The sequence below is a fragment of the Herpetosiphon giganteus genome (assembly GCF_016907925.1).
Lineage (GTDB): Bacteria > Chloroflexota > Chloroflexia > Chloroflexales > Herpetosiphonaceae > Herpetosiphon > Herpetosiphon giganteus.
In genome coordinates, this window is the sequence record NZ_JAFBCZ010000013.1 from 117,774 (window position 1) to 135,101 (window position 17,328).

13 protein-coding genes are annotated in these 17,328 nt (G+C 51.2%); 7 read left to right on the forward strand and 6 right to left on the reverse strand.

Annotation, left to right across the window (positions count from 1 at the left end; all coding sequences use genetic code 11):
• Positions 1-297: 297 nt before the first annotated feature.
• The 6 genes from JOD20_RS13645 (at position 298) to JOD20_RS13670 (ending at position 7,556) form a co-directional block, all read left to right on the forward strand.
• The gene (locus JOD20_RS13645) at positions 298-960 is read left to right on the forward strand and encodes a hypothetical protein (RefSeq protein ID WP_204755796.1); all 663 of its coding nucleotides are present in this window, start codon (positions 298-300) and stop codon (positions 958-960) included.
• A 115-nt stretch (positions 961-1,075) separates the two neighbouring features.
• Positions 1,076-1,630: a hypothetical protein gene (locus JOD20_RS13650; RefSeq protein ID WP_204755797.1), complete on the forward strand. Its 555-nt coding sequence runs from the start codon at positions 1,076-1,078 to the stop codon at positions 1,628-1,630.
• A 449-nt stretch (positions 1,631-2,079) separates the two neighbouring features.
• Complete coding sequence (locus JOD20_RS13655; protein WP_204755798.1) at positions 2,080-3,489, forward strand: FtsK/SpoIIIE domain-containing protein; 1,410 nt, start codon at positions 2,080-2,082, stop codon at positions 3,487-3,489.
• Positions 3,490-3,625: 136 nt separating this feature from the next.
• Complete coding sequence (locus tag JOD20_RS13660; protein WP_204755799.1) at positions 3,626-4,054, forward strand: thioredoxin domain-containing protein; 429 nt, start codon at positions 3,626-3,628, stop codon at positions 4,052-4,054.
• 499 nt (positions 4,055-4,553) lie between these two features.
• The gene (locus tag JOD20_RS13665; RefSeq protein ID WP_204755800.1) at positions 4,554-5,669 is read left to right on the forward strand and encodes a glycosyltransferase family 4 protein; all 1,116 of its coding nucleotides are present in this window, start codon (positions 4,554-4,556) and stop codon (positions 5,667-5,669) included.
• Between the two features lie 21 nt (positions 5,670-5,690).
• A complete protein-coding gene (locus tag JOD20_RS13670) occupies positions 5,691-7,556 on the forward strand; it encodes a serine/threonine-protein kinase (RefSeq protein WP_204755801.1) in 1,866 nt (621 codons plus the stop codon).
• A 957-nt stretch (positions 7,557-8,513) separates the two neighbouring features.
• Here JOD20_RS13670 and JOD20_RS13675 read toward each other — a convergent pair.
• The 6 genes from JOD20_RS13675 to JOD20_RS13700 form a co-directional block, all read right to left on the reverse strand.
• Entirely contained in the window at positions 8,514-10,337 is a 1,824-nt protein-coding gene (locus JOD20_RS13675) for an adenylate/guanylate cyclase domain-containing protein (RefSeq protein WP_204755802.1), read from the reverse strand.
• Between the two features lie 9 nt (positions 10,338-10,346).
• Positions 10,347-11,033, reverse strand: a complete 687-nt coding sequence (locus JOD20_RS13680) for a dual OB domain-containing protein (RefSeq protein WP_204755803.1) — start codon at positions 11,031-11,033, stop codon at positions 10,347-10,349.
• Positions 11,034-11,144: 111 nt separating this feature from the next.
• Positions 11,145-11,576: a hypothetical protein gene (locus tag JOD20_RS13685; RefSeq protein WP_204755804.1), complete on the reverse strand. Its 432-nt coding sequence runs from the start codon at positions 11,574-11,576 to the stop codon at positions 11,145-11,147.
• 87 nt (positions 11,577-11,663) lie between these two features.
• Positions 11,664-13,097: a helix-turn-helix domain-containing protein gene (locus JOD20_RS13690; RefSeq protein ID WP_054534787.1), complete on the reverse strand. Its 1,434-nt coding sequence runs from the start codon at positions 13,095-13,097 to the stop codon at positions 11,664-11,666.
• Between the two features lie 223 nt (positions 13,098-13,320).
• Positions 13,321-13,902 (reverse strand): single-stranded DNA-binding protein, encoded by a 582-nt coding sequence (locus tag JOD20_RS13695; protein ID WP_204755805.1) that lies wholly within the window; start codon positions 13,900-13,902, stop codon positions 13,321-13,323.
• Between the two features lie 52 nt (positions 13,903-13,954).
• Positions 13,955-14,533 (reverse strand): hypothetical protein, encoded by a 579-nt coding sequence (locus tag JOD20_RS13700; RefSeq protein ID WP_204755806.1) that lies wholly within the window; start codon positions 14,531-14,533, stop codon positions 13,955-13,957.
• 453 nt (positions 14,534-14,986) lie between these two features.
• On the opposite strand from JOD20_RS13700, the gene JOD20_RS13705 reads away from it, so the two are divergent.
• Complete coding sequence (locus tag JOD20_RS13705) at positions 14,987-17,188, forward strand: glycosyltransferase family 39 protein (RefSeq protein ID WP_204755807.1); 2,202 nt, start codon at positions 14,987-14,989, stop codon at positions 17,186-17,188.
• Positions 17,189-17,328 lie beyond the last annotated feature (140 nt).

The window sequence follows — 17,328 nt, forward strand, 5'->3', positions numbered from 1 at the left end:
TCAGACCCCATGACATTCGGCGGTACTAGAGTGTGAGTATTGGGCAAAGGATGAATTATGAGGGATGAAGGCAAAAGTCAGAAGGCAAAAGCTAATTAACCACGAATTGCACGAATTGCACGAATGATTGTTTGATTGCTGTTGCCATAGCCCAAAGCCAATAGCCAAAACCCCATCTTCGCGATCTTCGCGGCCTTCGCGGTTTCCGTCCTTCGTGCGCTTCGTGGCCTTCGTGGCCTTCGTGGATCAAATGGTACAATCGCCAGCAGCCGATAGCCTTATTTTTTGGAGGATTGCATGCGTTTTTGGCCACTCTGGCTGATGATGTTGACCATTGGTTTGAGCAGTTGCGGGGCGAGTGCTCCACCATTGCCACCAGTCGCGCCCAACCAAGCCAACCAAATTTTGCTGCTCAACGAGCTTGATGGCATTGGGGCCAATAGCACAATCACTATCCTTGCACCCGCGCTGATCAGCCAATCGAACACGATTTTGGCTGGCTCACTTGAGCTTGGAGCCGAACCAATTGCCTACCAGCCAGTGCTGGCCATCCCAGCGCAAACCTTGGCAATTACCAGCAATGTTACTGTATTACGCATCAATGGTGTGCTCAAAAGCCCAACTGAACTTGAGCCAATCACGGTTAAACCAATTGAGCCAACCAACATCAGCCTTGGCGAGCTAAACCAGAATCTCGCTGTCTACAACAACCAAGTGTTGCGGCTCCACGGCACGCTCTTGCTCAAAGATCAAGCAGCCTTGTTGGTCGAGGAAGTTGGCAGCGGCGGCGTTCCCACAGCCAATGCAGCCCAAATCACAGTTGCGCAAATTCCCAGCCAATCGCCACTCATTCAACAATTGCCAAATCAGCGAGGCAACATTCGCTACGGCCAACTGAGTTTAGTCGGCATGTTGCGCGGAAAAACCTTGCATGTTTTTTGGGTCGAAGCTCAGCCCTGAGCCAGAATCTTGCTGTATTTTAGCCCGTTTGCAGGCCAGCAAAATGGGCTATTTTTTATGCGCCAAATGTGCTACGCTTGAGGTTAAAAACTGTGTTCAGGCTGCGAGGCGAAGCATGAAAGATTCTAAGTCGATGCCATTGATGCCGACTGCAACCACACCCCGATCAACAGCCAATTTCTTGCAGGAATTGGTCAATGAGTCTGTGCCCAGCAGCCCAATTGCCAACTTGCCACGTCGCGCTGCGCCAATGGGCATGTACGAGCGCTGGCTAAGCACCTTGGCCTATCTCAGCATTTTTGGCTTGGCAGTATTAATCTGGTGGATTGGGGCACAGTTTACCTTGGCATTTTTGGCAGGGCTAGGCCTGAATTTAGCCGCGCTTGGCACTGCCCAATGGTTTATTCCAATCATCATCACAGCCATTGAAGTGGCATGTTGGCCGCGTCGCGCCATCAACCAACATGTGCTGGCGGTGTTTGCCTTGGTTGGTGGCTTAGATTTAATTACGAGTGTGATTGGCTGTGTGCGCTGGCTAAGCAACCAACAATTGCCGCTCTCTAGCGCATGGCTCTGGATTTTTAGTGTCGTGATTGCAGCGCTGTGTGCATTTTGGCCCGAACGCTTGGCCCGCGCCGCAGTTGGCGAGCTGGGTCGTTTGTGGCGCTAAAGCTATCAGAGAACATAGAGCATAGAACATAGAGCATAGCTATAATGGCTTATTAGATTGACAACGAGTGGTGTGCCCTCTCCCACGGAACGCGGGCGAGGGGAGCCGACCTGTATATACCAACACATGATGGTAGAATCAGGGTGTTAAAACCCCTCGCCCGCTCCGTGGGAGAGGGGCTGGGGTGAGGGGATCAGGTCTTGGTTAACGCAATGAACCAGTACGCCTAGCTATTAAAAACCACACCTACCCATGCTAAAAAGCTATGGATAGGTGTAGTTTGTTCGAGACCAGACCAAGAAAGCTATCGGAGGCTGCGTTGAATGTTGGCGTGTCGGATCAACAATCAACATCACCATAATAGCACAAAGGTTCTATTTTAGCAAGAGTTTTAATCAGCAAAATGGGACCAATTTTTAGAAGCTGAATCTGGATAAAGGTGGTTGGGCTTGGATGCTGAAGCAGTACAAATTGGGGCATTAATATTGGCCATGGCCTTAGTAGCCTTGATGTTTCGCCAACGCTTTGGCCGCGATTGGCGTGAATTTCGGCTGTGGCAAGCCCAACAACGCTCAATTCAGCCTGAACCAACCAAGATTAGCCAATTTATGCCCTTGGCAACAGCGCTTGATGCGCGCACCTTGCCCAACGCTGGCACGGCTTTGCTCAATCCACCAGATGATTTGCGGGTGCTGGCTCACGAACTGCGCCAAAGCGAGAAACGCTTTGTGTTGCCTTTGGGTTGGCGTAGCGTTCAGGGCGTGGTTTCGTTGGTTCATGGCTCGCTGATCGACGATTTTACCCATATTCAAGTGAGTGGCGCTACTGGCTGTGGCAAAGATGGCTGGGTGCGCACCGCCTTGCTCTATCTGTGTCTCACCAATCCTGCTGAGCACTTGCAATTAGCCTTGGTCGATGGCAAAGCTGGTTTGTCGTGGCTCGGCTGGCGCGAAAAAGCCCATGTCGCGTTATTCGCCGAGGCCGAACATGAATTAGCGCCTGCATTAACTTGGCTAACCGAGCAACGCTTGCAGCGCCAAAAAATCCTCAAAGCCGCCGAATGCGAGCGCTGGGAAGAATATCAAGGCCACGATCTGCCCTTACTGGTGGTATTTATTAGCGAATTGACTTTGCTTGAGCAAGCCCTGGGAGCCAAACAATTAGAACAATGGCTTAACAGCGAGTTGACCAGTGGCCGCGCCGCTGGCATTCGCTATATCATTGCGACTCAAACATTTAGCAATTTGAGCACGCGCTTTCGTTCACAAATTAGCTTGGCAGTGGCAGGCTATCAGCCACGCGATGATGCAGATGAGCCAAATACGACCTTGCCAACCAAAGCCTTTCCCAGTAGCGCCTTGCCACCATCGCGCTTGCCTAGCCCACCAGCTGGCGCAGGCGTGTTTAGCTGTGTTCAAGGCCGCAATGCCTTGACCGTGCGCACCACATTCATCGATAAAACCCAACGCCAACAATTACTCAGCCTGTTGCCAACCCGCCAAACCGAGCTGCCAGCGCTTGAAGCTGCGCCCAGCAAGGTCACCAATTTACCAGTCGCCACCGAGCAGCCCTTGATTGCGCTAGCTCAAAGCCCAAGCCAAAGTTACAATCGTTATGATTTGGCGCAACTGTTGCTGCAATATCTCAATCGCCCCGAGCAATTGCTTGAGCACGGGCTTTTTCGTAGCGCATGTAGCATCGAACACAAACGCTTGCGCAGCTATGCCGGCGTAGCGCGCCTGTTTTGGGGCAAAGATGCAGCTCCCAACAAAAGCCGCCTGATCAAGCAAGCCCTCGAGCGCCAAGCCAATCCTAACGAACAAGAAATGCTCGCCAATTTGCTCGGCACAGTTGCCTAGACCTCAATTGTGTGCTATAAAGGTTGTTAAATCTTTCACAAAGATGATTAAACCAACACGCAGCACAACGTTCAAACACGGTACACTTTATGCAATGAATTGAGCAGCAAGTCAACGATCAATTGAGGAACGAGCGATGCAAACTCTGCAAGCAGGCACTATCGTACCGAACTTTACGCTTCAAACCGCCATGGGCGAACGCTTCAGCCGTGGCGATCTGCGAGGCAAAGCCGCTTTGGTAATTGTATTTTTGCCCGCCAACGATGGCCTTAATCCCACTTATTTGGCCAATCTCAGCACGGCAGCCCAACGCTGGTCGCACGAGCAAAAAGCCTTGGTTATTTCTGCCGAAGCCTTGCCGCCAACCGAAGGCTTGACCGTGCTCCACGATCCTGAATCCAAGGTGCTAGCCCAATTTTTGGGCGAGGCCAAAGGCGGCTGGTTCATCACCGATCGTTATGGCGAGCTGTATGCTCAAGGTCAATCGCTCTCAACCGCCGATTTACCCAAACCAATGAGCCTCAGCGAATGGCTCGAATATGTCAATATGCGCTGCGGAGGCTAGCACGAAATTATGAAGTATGAAGGATGAGGGAGGAAACGGAAGGATGAAGGATGAAGTATGAGGGAGGAAGTTTAAGAACATAGAGCATAGATGTAATGGTTCATTAGGTTAGCAACCATGGTTCATTCCCTCACCCCCAGCCCCTCTCCCACTGAACGCGGGCGAGGGGGGCACTGGTTTTTACCGACGTATTGCGCAAGAACCATGGGATTAAAGCCCCTCGCCCGCCACGTGGGAGAGGAGTTGGGGTGAGGGGATCAGGGCGTCGTTAATCCAATGTACCATTACACATAGAACATAGAGCATAATTCTAAAAATCTGTGGCAAAAAAACTTAACCTTCGCGCTCTTCGCGTCCTTCGTGGTTTCCAACCTTCGTATCCTTCGTGGATCAAGCGATTAACGCTGTGCAAGCATTAATCGCTTTTGTATTTAACAGAACAGGCGCAGATGCGATATGCTACAATGCCTAAGCTAGTTTTGGCGAGAAATAGGGCTGTATGCAGATTGCAATTGATGCTAGTCGCTTGGCGGTTGGGCAGCGCACTGGCACCGAATCATATACCACCGAGTTAGTGCGTGCGTTGGCGCAAATCGATCGCAGCAACGATTATTGTTTGTATTTCAATCAATTCCCCGCAGCGTTGCCAGCACTGGGCCGCAATTGGCGGATTAAGCCAATTCCTGCGCCACGCTTGTGGACGCACCTGCGGCTTGGCCCAACATGGCAAATCGATCGCCCTGATGTGGCGTTTGTGCCAGCCCATGTGTTGCCAAGTTTGCCGCCGCGCCGAAGCGTCGTCACGATTCACGATTTGGGCTACGAACATCATCCAGAATCACATCCAGCCCGCCAGCGGTTGTATTTGCGCTACTCAACCTTGTGGAGCACCCGCATGGCCAGCCAAATTATCGCGATCTCCGAGGCTACCAAACGCGATTTATTGCACTACACCGGCATTCCCGCCGCAAAAATTAGCGTGGTCTATCACGGCGTGCACGAGCGTTTTCACCAGCATCCAGCCGAACAAAGCAAGGCCACAGCCGCCAAATATGGCTTGCATGGCGAATATTTGTTGTTTATCAGCACCATTCAACCACGCAAAAATCTGCTGCGCTTGATCGAAGCCTATGCTCAAGCCCGCCAACAATGCCCTGATTTGCCGATCTTGGCCCTCGGCGGCAAAACTGGCTGGCTGACCGAGCAAATCACCAAACAAGCCCAACAGTTAGGAATCAGCGAGCATGTGGCCTTTTTAGGCTATGTGGACGATAACGATTTACCAGCCCTGCTCAGTGGTGCGACAATCTATCTGTTGCCATCGTTGTACGAGGGCTTTGGCATGACGGTGTTGGAAGCAATGGCCAGCGGCGTGCCCGTTATCACCAGCAAGGTCAGCAGTTTGCCCGAAGTTGCTGGCAATGCAGCATTGTTGGTCGAGCCAACCCAAACCGAAGCGATTGCCGCAGCGATTGTGAGCCTTTGGCAAAACCCAGTTCAACGCCACGATTTGCGTGAGCGCGGCCTTGTATGGGCTAAACAATGGACATGGCAACGCTGCGCTGAACAAACATTGGCGGTTCTAACCACGGTTGGCAACAATGGCTCATTCTAAACAGCGGTGGCTGGAGGAAGCATGCGCATCGAAGATTTAATTGGCAAGCAACTTGGGCGCTATAAAATTACGCGCATTCTTGGGCGTGGCGGCATGGCCGCAGTATTTGAGGCCGACGATACGATTTTACGCCGCCCAATTGCGCTCAAAGTGTTGTATGCCCAATATGTTGCTGATGCCGACTTGGTGGAGCGTTTTCGGCGTGAAGCTATTTTGGCTGCTCGCTTGGAGCATACCAACATTGTGCCAATTTATGATGTTGGCGAATCAGATGGCGTGGTCTATATCGCCATGAAGTTGCTTAGCGGGCGCTCGCTGCAAGATACATTATTAATCGATAGCTCGATGTCGCCTGAACAAGTGGGCGAAATTGTGCGCCAAGTTGCCAGCGCCTTGGATTATGCCCACGGTCGCGGCGTGGTGCATCGCGATATTAAGCCGGGCAATGTGATGCTCGATGACAATAACCAGGTTATTTTGACCGACTTTGGGATTGCCAAATCGCTTGATACGCCTGGGCTTACTTCGACCGGCGTGATGATTGGCACGCCCGATTATATGGCTCCAGAGCAGATCGACAGCAAAATTGGCCCAGTTGATGCGCGCGCTGATATTTATTCGCTCGCCGTCATGGCCTATCGCATGCTCACTGGCGTGCGGCCTTTTGATGGCTCGACCACCGATATTTTGCTGGCCCATCTTTCGCGAGTTCCCGAAGCTGCTTCATTGCGCAACCCGCATGTGCCGCCATCGATCGATGCAGTGCTGAGTGCGGCGCTGGCCAAAAATCCTGCCGAGCGGACCAAATCAGCTGGCTTATTTGCCCGCTCCTTGAATGAAGCAATTGGAGCGCCGACTGGCGTTGCCACCACGCCACCACCTGGAGCCAAGCAGGCCGTGGTTATTCCAAGCGTTGCAGCCGAGCAAATTGTGGCCAAGGCTCAAGCTACGAGCACCAAACCATCAACAACAACGCGGCGCAAACGTCCAGCAACCTGGCCAATTCTGTTGCTAATTGGCACGATCATCACTGGCGTGCTGATGTTTGTCACCGATACAGTTTTGGATAATCGCCAAGAAGCGCGCCAAACTCTGGCCACCGAAGCCGCCGAACGGGAGCAATTTCGAACCCAAGTTGCTCAAAATGGAGTAACGCAGACAGCCATGGCTGGGCAAATGAACCAAACTGCTACGCCGACGCTGGTTATCAGCAGCACGGCCACCGTTGAGGCCAGCGCACCAAGCCCAACCGCAGCCAGCGAAGCACCAAGCCAAGTTGCCCAAGTCACAAACCGACCAGCTGTGACGCAAGCGCTGCCAGTCGCGCCAACCAGTGAGCCAACCACTCCACCAACCAATAATCTGCCAACCGCAACGCTCGCGCCAACGTCGATTAGCCTCTGTCTTGGGCCATTGCAAGGTGGCTTTGGCAGTCTCTGGCGCAATAATCCAAGCGTTGCCGAAGCCTTGGGCTGCCCAACCACTGGCGAAGCAGCAAGCACGGCCTCAATTCAATATTTTGATGGTGGCATGATGTATTGGGTTGGCACGAGCGACCAAATTTATGTCTACTACAGCCCTGCCGCCAGCGGCGCGTGGCAAGGCTTTGCCAATCCCAACGACCCTTCCTATGACGAACCACGCGAAACCGCACCAGCTGGCAAATTGGAGCCAATTCGTGGTTTTGGGACGCTTTGGCATACGCTTGGCGGCATTCGCGAGGCGCTTGGCTGGGCCAACAGCCCCGAATATCCAATCACTGGTGTGGTGCAATATTTCCCCAATGGGCTGATGTTGCACTCGCCTGCGCTCGAAGGTCGCCCCGCCCGGATTTGGGTCATGACCAACGATGGCACATGGAGCCGTTATACCGATCCGAATAGTTAGAAAAACATAGAGCATAGAGCATAAAGAATAAGTAGTGTAGTGGGGAGAAAAATAAAAGCTAGAAATCAGATAATTGAAACTTTTTCTGAATGAACATACTATCAATCTATGCATCTTGATAGAAATATTCAAAAAATTAGATTAAATAGAAAAAGCTTGCCTTGATGGCAAGCTCTTCTATTTTAGTTGAATATCTTTTTTATTGTTGTGAGAATAAAAAAGGAATAGTCAACAGTCTCGTTTTAAACTCCTCAGGGCGGAGCAATTTCATGGTATAACTTTTTCTCAGTTTCGTCAAATACTGAAACGTATAGTATAACATCTACGTATTGATATGGCAATAACATGTTGTATACTGTTAGGCAGCAGTAAATTTATTACTGTTATATCCATAGGAGTTTTTATGAAGTTTTGTCCATTTTCCCGCTTTAAGCCTCCAAAGAGCCAATAGCCTTTGTGAGAATAAAAAAGGAATAGTCAAACTCCATCGTTTATGTGGATGAGTGACTAATTCCAAGCTCGATTGGTTGGTCGGATACTTATTTACAAACAATGGAGGTTGTCTATTACGGACAATTCATATTTGAAGTTGACGGCATTTAAGTGTGCTGTTGTGTGTATGCTTGTTTGTTTCATCATTTTCCTATATCTGCAACAAGATGCTTTATGGGGCTATGGAGTTCTTACAATAGTGTTGGGCCAAATAGGGAAATCTCTTCAGGTTACCCTTGAGTCCCTAAATAAAAACAATGATAAATAACCTTATCTAAGTACGAGATTAGTGTCAAAGGGAACTATAGTAGACTATAGTTCCCTTTGAACATCTATTTAATAGTAGCGCATTGTCAAAGGCTAAGACTATAGATTCGTGGCTAAAAAATAAATCTTCGCGCTCTTCGCGTTCTTCGCGGTTTCTCCCCTTCGTGCTCTTCGTGTCCTTCGTGGATCAAAACGGTATCATCGATTGGGCGTAAGCCGATAGAGCGTAAAAATTTGCGAAATGCCTTTAAAATTGTGGGTAAAGTGCTCACTCAAGACATCGTTTTGGCTGAGCATGGCCCGCACACCAGCCGATTCCATCACATCGGCAGTTAAAATGACATCATCGCCAACGCTAAGCCCTTGGGCGCGCGCCGCAGCATTCACGGTTGTACCAAAATAATCGAGCACTTCGTTGGCATTAACCGCAATGCAGGTGCCTGTATGCAAGCCAATCTTAATCACAATTGGCGGGCGATCGGGCCGCGCTTGGTTGGCCTGTTGCATATTCTGGTGAATCGCCAAGGCTGCGGCAACTCCATCGGCGGGATTCGCAAACACCGCCATCACGGCATCGCCAATCGTTTTGACAATTGAGCCATTATGCTGCTCGATAGCCTGAAACAACACGCCAAAATGGTCGCGCACCATCGCATAGGCCAACGAATCGCCATGTTCTTCGTACATCGGGGTTGAATTTTTAATATCGCTGAATAAAATTGTGAGATTTTTAATCCCCAAGCCCAAGCCAGGAGCCAACACTTCCGACGAGAACAATGAGCGAAATTCAGCCAAGGTCGAAACCAATGAGGCACTAACTCGCCCAAAGCCCCAAGCATCATGCTCGATAATCAGCAATTGCTCGTGTGCAGTCGTGTTATGCAGGCTCAAAACAACAGCTTCCGTTGCTAAATGTAGCTCAGTTTGGTTGGGGCCAGCGTTGGTGAGGTTGATTTGGGCACTGGTTGCGCCAGTAGGCTGGGCCTGAATCGTGCAGCGTTGCTCAATCCCCAACATGCGCATACGATAGCCGCCAGCCCCAAGCCGCATCGTGACCTCGCGCTGTTCGTTAGGCTTAAGCCGCGCTTGGGCCACAATATGCTCATTCAAGGCAGGCGAGCCAAGCGCACAGAAGGTTGTGCCGCTGGCGCTGCGGACTTTGGGGCTAACTGAAAAACGCAATTCCACATACTCATCGAAATTCACATCGTAATTAATATTGCAGACTTCGCAGTGAGCGCTCGCAGTGAGATCGCGCAAGTGCGGCGTGGGTTCGCGCGCAACTCGACAATTAGGACACAACACATCCCAATTCATATCGAGCAAACCCGTCCAGGTGGCATATAAAAAGACCCGCAGCACGCTCAAGCGTTCAGCGCCCCAAGCATCAGCTAAAACAAATGGCCGCATCGTTGCTACATCTTCATCGCGTTGGGTCTGAATTAATTGAAACAAACGATCGATCAATTGCTGATCGCAGGGCAAATCGCGCATGCGGTTGCGCAATTCTTGCAGCACCGTGCGATTGGCACGAACTTTGCGGGCTGGAGGAAAATAGTTGCTGGCATTGGGCTTTTTGGCGACTGAACGAAAAAAAGCCGCTTGACCAACAATCATCTGGTTGGCAATAAACCAACCAATTGGATAGCCCAGCAACTGCTTGGGAAAAACCTGCACAAAGGTTTCGACTTCGGTACTAATTGAGGTATGCGGTGTGAGAATCGTACCGCCAATCAAGCGATCGAGGGGTGGGAAATGCTCAAAAACCCGTTCGACCCAAAGTTGCTGTTGATAAACCCATTCAAACGGATACTCGACCCATTGGACTGGCAGGCCATATTGGCGAGCATTGCCGATCATCTCGCGCACCCCATCGCTGCGGGTGCGTTCGCTATAGGTGATAGGGGGCAAGCCAACAGCGTGATTAATTTGGCTGGTTTGGGCGGCAATTTCCCAAACATCAGCCAACGGCAATGGCACAATCGTCGATTGACCTAGGCGAAACGGCTTAAGCGCCATCATGCCCCTCCCTTAGAGCCGATTTGGGTCGATCCTCGCCGCATAGGCTGGCACTGTGTGCACGCCACGCACCAATAAACTATTGCCATGAATTCCAATCACCAGATAAATTGGCCCAAAGCGAGCCTGCAAATCATCGGGATCGAAGGCGAGTTCATCGACATCTTCCGATTGCATCCATTGCTGGCCAAAGGCCCGCCACGCCACATCGGTCACTGGCGTTTCATCGACGCTTTCCAAGCCAGCCAAATCAAACAAGATATAGCTTTTGAAGCGTTTTTCTTCGCGCTCAAACATCGCATGCACTTCGTGAGCTTGAATCAAGCACAACGAGCGTTCGCGACGTTCGAAGACAGCGGCTGGATCTTGGTCAAGATGTTCAGGCAGAAATTTGGCGTAGCGCTCGGGCGTAATATGTCGCAGCAAGCTTTTGCTACTTGCAGCAGTTAGCGCCCATTGCTCAACAAATGGCGGTTGCGGATGCGGCTCGAGGCCTTCCCAACGCACCACATCACCAGGCTTAATCAACGAACCATCAGCAAACGTAATATCACTGAGTTGCAGCGGGCCATCAGCACGCACAATATCGAGCCACACCCGACCAGTGACGGGATGGGCTTCGGTACTCATACCTGCGAGGGCCACGCCTTTTTTCACCCGTGATACTGCCAAAACCAGCAAATCTATTGGTTGCGCCATAACGTTTAAACCATTGTCCAATGAGTGAATCTTGCACCATTATGGTGAAATCTTGAGCCATTGTCAATTTGGCTTGGGCGCAGGCCAGCACAATCAAAAGGCATCGAGCACCTACTTTTCTAACAGTTGGCGAAACTCGCGTGAACGTTCCCATGCTTGGGGATCACTTTTCGACAAAAGGGTGCAAATAACCCGTTTTTGATCGCGATTGAGCGAATCGGCTCCGGTAGCAACTGCGCGCAACGATAAATCGGCATCAGCGCCCGGGCCGCTCAGATAATCTTCGAGAAACGAGTTTGGTTGTTGCGGCATGTAGTATTGCAATTTAAAGGTTTGGAGTGACTGAAAAATGTCGGTAATCACATGGGTAAATTGAATCGCAAAGACGGCGGCACCACGCGGCGCAGCAATTTCACGATATTTGCCAACCACAAGCGGCGGTGAGGTTTCGCTAAACATAAATTCATCATAGGCTTCAACCATCACGCCAGATTCGCTGAATAAGAGCGTTGCCCGTACCACTGTTTTACGCCAGAGCCGCATACATACCTCCGAACAATCGTGTGTCGAGTACAACAATGTTGGACGCTATCGCCACGATAGCGTCTGCTCCTTCGATTGTCCTCTATTCTACGCTTTTTTTAGATCAGGCTTTTGGCTCTGATAGATCCGATGCAGGGCCAAGCCCAATTGGAGCGCCAGCCGATCTGGGGCACGGTCGAGATGATGCGATGCAATATTTTCGATGCGACCAAGCCGATAGAGTAGGGTATTGCGGTGAATATGCAAAGCTGCTGCTGCCTGACTATGGTTGCCAAGATAGGCAAAAAACATTTGTAGGGTATACAACAAATCGCCATCTTGTTTGGCATCGTGAGCAGCTAGTGGGCCAATCGTCCGATCATAAAACATTCTAGCACGAGCAGAGTCTGCCACGCTCAGTAGTAGCCGATAAACGCCCAATTCAGCGCCACCTGCCAGCACCCCAGCGCCTAAAAGCTCGCGGCCAAGCCGTAATGCGCCAATTGCTTCAGCCCAAGCCCCCGACCAAGCGCCATTTTCCGAGGCAATGCCAAAGCCGCCATCAAGCACCCAACTAGCTTCATGCAAGGCAGTATGCACCTCGCGCAAGCGCTGTTCTGGGTTGTCGAGGCTATCGATCGGCATGGCCAAGACAATTACGCCATCGTGATCGGCAATAAACGCTGGGTAGCGCAAACGGTCACAAGCCCGCCGTACCGCCGCCATCACCCGCTCGATTTGGGCTACATCTTGGGGCCGTAACGCAGCCAAGGCATAGGCCGAATCGAGCAAAATGCCCTGTTCAGCAGCGCGGCGCTGGCCAGGCAGATCCAAGGGAATGCCAGCGAGCAAGGCTTCAAGCACGCTGCCGCGCAACCGATCCTCGGTAGCTTCAATGGCCCGTTCTTTATCGAGCAATAATGATAAGGCAGCAGAGCCTTGTTCCAGCGCGCCAGCATCCCAAGGATGGCTGCCAATGCTGCCAAGAAAACCAACCCGATGGCCATCAAGCAGCACGGGCACGGTGGTTGGCATGCCAGCATCAGCAGGAAAAACCACGCTATGGCCAGTCCAAAGCTCAAGCATCCGCAACAAGGGAGTTCGACCCTCATTTAGGCCATTCATGGTTAAGGCACTATACAATTGCGCCGCGCGGCGCTCGTATTGAGCTTCGGGGTCGGAGAGCAAGCGTTCACTTTCGCGCTGCACCATGCGCAAATCGGCGTTGTGTGGCAATTCAAACAAGGTGATGTTGGCAATCTCTGCCGCTGCCACAGCCCGCTCATCGACCATTCCAGTTAGGCCGACAGCCAAAACTGAAGTCCCATGCAAACGCTCAATCAAGCGCGCTAACGAAAGGCGCAACGAATCTAAGACAGTTGTACTGACCAGCACAACTTCAGAGCCAGCAAGATCGGGCAGGGCTGGTTGGGTTGGGCGGGCCAGCACAACCGCACGGACTGCAAGAGTGTTGGCCTCGCCAGCCCGCAGGCTAGTTGTCGGCGGTAAGGCCAGCCGCCAAATTTCATACAGGGTTGCCACAATCGATACCTAAACTTGGCGACGATTCGGTTAAAAATCGTCTCACTAGCAATTTGCACAATCTCAGGCTGAATTATGGCATAGTGTGGCAACTCATGCAAGCGCTAGCATAGCTGTCAATTGTTAAATATGTGAATAGCTTTGTGCAGATTGTATAGAGCTTAAACAAACACCACCATTCGTTGTGAATGATGGTGTTTGTCGTTATGCCCTACGAGCCAATTTAGAATGGCAAATCGTCTTCGTCGGTGACGACTGGCTTGCGGGAAGCTGGCCGAGTTTGGGTTGCGGCTGGGGCAGCGCTACGGGCAGGAGCTTTGGCTGGGCTGCTCGCACCATTACCATTGCCATTGCCGTTGGTGCGCGCTGGTTGCGCTGGACGGGCTGCCTGGCGTGCAACCGGAGCTGGCTCAGGAGCGCTTGCCCATTCTTCTTCTGGGTCTTCGGCGTTATAGGCAACACCTTCACGGCGGCCATCGAGAATAATCATATCGTTGGCGACGATTTCGGTTTTATAGCGCGTCTGGCCGCTTTGTTCTTCAACCCATGAGCGAGTTTGCGAACGGCCTTCGACATAGACCCGCGTGCCTTTATTCAAATATTGGTTACAAATTTCGGCAAGTTTGTTCCAAGCTACAATTGAAAACCATTCGGTATCTTCGCGTTGTTCGCCCTCGGCGGTTTTCCAAGTGCGGTTTGAGGCAACCCGAAAGGTTGTGACAGCGGTACCTTGGGGCGTAAAACGCATTTCAGGGTCTGCGCCCAAGCGTCCGGTCAATTGAACTTTGTTTAAATCCTTGGCCATTGTGGTAGATCCTCCGTTTTAACGTAAAAACTCGTCATATTTATATCGATGCTCAAGCAGCAGCGCTGTGAGCAGGAATATCTTTGCGGCGTTGTTCTTGGCGCTCACGTTGCAGATTTTTGCGGTAGCTTTCGAGTTGGGCTTGATGCTGCTGCAAAAAGTCGCGAATTTCGAGGCAAATGCCGAGCCAATCGTCGGCAGGAAAGCGCATTGCCAGTTGGGTTGTTGGCTTGCCATCAGGGGCAATCCCACCAGTGGCGGTTTGTTTGCCAGGCCCGATTGTAATCGATAAGCGCATTGGAAAGCGCGCAAACTTTTGATCGGCTCCAGGATCGCATTCGACCTTGAACAAACGACTTTCGATGCCATCGTCGCGAACTGAGCCACCAAATACCTCAAGCTTCCAACCAGGCTCAAATGCCTTGCCAGTTAAGGTATGATGCACCAACAATTTGCAACGCAAAATCGGCAAGTAGGCATTGGCCCGATCAAGATGCACGCGCCGCGTGCGATCGTAGCTCACAACTTCCCATTCAAGCCGTTCAATGCCCATCGCATCGTAAACATTGCAAAAATTTTTGTTGGTGGTGTATTCAACTAAGGCATATTTTAGCTGTTGTCTTGCTTGCATACTCGGTTCCCCATTCGTAATATATCATCTCCATACGTCGTAGCACGTTTGTTCTAAACAGCATAGCATAGCCTACGCAGATGTCAAGCGCTTGCATGGTAAGGTTTGCTGACTCCCAAAAGCACTAGTCTAAGCTATGACAAGCGGTAGAAAAGGATGAAGGATGAATTATGAAGGATGAAATCATATGTAAAACGAAATAGGTTGAGTGAGAGGCTATTGGCTATCGAAAGCTGTTAGCCTCATAATCTTTCAGCCCAAAGCCTATAGCCAAAAACTCCTATTTGCATATTTAGTCGATGCCTGAATTACAGACACATGTTATCGAACGAAAAATCTACCCTTTGTGTACTTCGTGCATAAATAATTTGCATATTTTAGCCAACTCGTCTACGCTTGCAGCCTTGAAATGCAATTTAGCCATAGACGATCTTCGATGGTCTATTTCACACGATGAAACGATACACTCTGCATACGCTGATCATTTTGCTGGCGGCGCTTGGTTTGCGCCTCGCAACGTGGTGGCTGCTACCCTATAAAGATTGGATTAGCGACGAAGGCGAATACTGGGGCGCAGCGATTTGGCTGGCTCAAGGTCGCGAATTTCAGTTTTTCGATGGCTGGATCTGGACGCGACCACCGCTCTACATTAGCTTTTTGGCGGCACATATTAAACTCTTCGGCAATAGTGCACTCTGGGCACCACGGCTCAGCCAAGCCTTGCTCAGTGTTCTAAGCGTTTGGCTAACCATGCGCATCGCCAAACGCCTAGCCCCAGCCGAACAGCAAGCACGAGTCAGCTTGATTGCTGGCTGGTTGATGGCGCTCGGCTATTCGTTTGCAGCATTTAGCTATTTTATGCTTTCAGAAACCCTGTTTTTGAGCATCTTTTTGGCTGCTAATTTGTTCTTGCTGCGCTGGGCCAGCACGCGCCATTGGCGTGATTTGCTGTTGGCAGGAGTTGGCTTTGGCTTGGCTGCATTAACGCGGGCAATTATTTTAACTTGGCTACCACTGCCAGCGCTGTGGATTGCTTGGCAAATTTGGCACGACCAACGCCCACGCTGGCAAGCCACAATAAAACCTGTGCTCGGCTTTACGCTCAGCGTTTGCGTGATTGTCTTGCCGTGGACGGCCTTTGCAACCAATCGCTGGAGCAATGGCGATGGCTTAATTTTGGTCGATACGACTGGGGGCTATAATTTTGCCCTTGGTGCGCAAATTGCCACGCCTGAAGGCCGCAATGGCACGCGCCTCGCCGAAATTTTGTGTGGCGGCAATGGGCTAGTTTGCCAAGGCTCGCAGGCAGCCCGCCAAAATCAGGCTTATGCTCAAGGCTTTGAATGGTTGGGCGAATATCCACAACGCTTCATCAGCAAAACGGTGCTCGAATTATTGGATATTTTGCAGGTGCGTTTTGATAGCGCCGAACACCTGACCGATGGCTATGTTGATGGTCGCGTGCCAGTGCCACATCTGCTTGGTTTGTTGCTCGACGATACTGTGTATGTTGTGATTGTGGGCTTGGCGGTGCTTGGTTTGTGGCGCAAACAGCCGCTTGCTGGCAAAGGCTTGGTGCTTGGCTGGCTTGGCTATAACATTATTGTTGGCTCGTTAATTTTTGCGATTGCTCGTTTTCGCCAACCACTGCTCCCGTTCATCATGATTTATGCTGCGTGTGGCGTGGTGCAATGGCGCGAGGCTTGGGCCAGTATTCGCCAACAGCGCTACGCTTGGGCCAGTGCAGGGCTGATTTGGCTGATCGTGTTGCCATCGTATCTCTATTTGCCGGAAGCGGTGGGCGTGCGCAGCGTTTGGCAAGATGTGCGCTTGGGCTTTGCCGGAGTTCAACAAGCCAACCAATGCCAAGAAATTCGCGGTTTGCTGCAAGCTGACGATTTAGCAGCAGCACGAACCTTGCACGACCAAATCGATGCGGAAGGTCGCAGCGAAAACACCAGCATCAGCGCCTATACTGGGCGGCGCTGTTTGGCCTTAATCAATGGTCAATTGCTCGAAGCCGAGGGCAAACCAGCGGCAGCTTTGGCCTTCTACCAACAGGCAAATCCCAAAAATAACCCAATTCAATCGGCGCGCATTTTGATGCTTGAAGGCAATTTATTGCAACGTCAAGGCCAAATTGCCCAAGCGCTGGCTCGTTTCAACTTCCGCGATGTCGAAATTATCAACGATTTGGATTGGGCTTGGGATTATTTGACCGTTGTGCCGACCACGACGATCGATCTTGGCAGCGGCTTGGATTATGGCTATGTGCGCGGGTTTTATCAAAGCGAGCACAATTCGCCAGATTTTCGTTGGAGTAGCCAAGCCTCGGCGTTGCGCTTGCCCCAAGCAGCGAATGGCCAAGCCCAAACGTTACGTCTGCACCTGAATGGCTTCACCAACGATTGGCAGCCAACGCGGATTAGCGTCAGCTTGAATGGCCAATTAATCGACAATTATCAACTTAGCCCAGATTGGCAGTGGTTGGAAATTCCGTTGCCAGCCCAGCCTCAAGGTAGCGATCTCTTGCTTGAATTTGCTAGCAGCACCTTTGTCAGCGGCCCCGAAGATTTAGCGACGCGGGTTAGTTCGCGGGCATCTGATCCCTTGCGCCTACTCGGTTTTCAGCTCGATCGGGTCGAGATTAAATAGAAGGATGAGGGATGAAGGATGAGGGTTCAGGGATCAGGCTGTAGGTTTAGGGCTGGCACGAGGCGGTTTACACAGACAAACCACCCTGACAACCGACCTCTCGCATCGCAACTACGAAGAACGCGAAGAGCACGAAGGGG

Bases quoted from the DNA above. Each gene is read 5' to 3' on its own strand.
- JOD20_RS13645 (WP_204755796.1), top strand. From the start codon at position 298: ATGCGTTTTTGGCCACTCTGGCTGATGATGTTGACCATTGGTTTGAGC.
- JOD20_RS13650 (WP_204755797.1), top strand. From the start codon at position 1,076: ATGAAAGATTCTAAGTCGATGCCATTGATGCCGACTGCAACCACACCC.
- JOD20_RS13660 (WP_204755799.1), top strand. From the start codon at position 3,626: ATGCAAACTCTGCAAGCAGGCACTATCGTACCGAACTTTACGCTTCAA.
- JOD20_RS13665 (WP_204755800.1), top strand. From the start codon at position 4,554: ATGCAGATTGCAATTGATGCTAGTCGCTTGGCGGTTGGGCAGCGCACT.
- JOD20_RS13670 (WP_204755801.1), top strand. From the start codon at position 5,691: ATGCGCATCGAAGATTTAATTGGCAAGCAACTTGGGCGCTATAAAATT.
- JOD20_RS13675 (WP_204755802.1), bottom strand. From the start codon at position 10,337: ATGATGGCGCTTAAGCCGTTTCGCCTAGGTCAATCGACGATTGTGCCA.
- JOD20_RS13680 (WP_204755803.1), bottom strand. From the start codon at position 11,033: ATGGCGCAACCAATAGATTTGCTGGTTTTGGCAGTATCACGGGTGAAA.
- JOD20_RS13685 (WP_204755804.1), bottom strand. From the start codon at position 11,576: ATGCGGCTCTGGCGTAAAACAGTGGTACGGGCAACGCTCTTATTCAGC.
- JOD20_RS13695 (WP_204755805.1), bottom strand. From the start codon at position 13,902: ATGGCCAAGGATTTAAACAAAGTTCAATTGACCGGACGCTTGGGCGCA.
- JOD20_RS13700 (WP_204755806.1), bottom strand. From the start codon at position 14,533: ATGCAAGCAAGACAACAGCTAAAATATGCCTTAGTTGAATACACCACC.
- JOD20_RS13705 (WP_204755807.1), top strand. From the start codon at position 14,987: ATGAAACGATACACTCTGCATACGCTGATCATTTTGCTGGCGGCGCTT.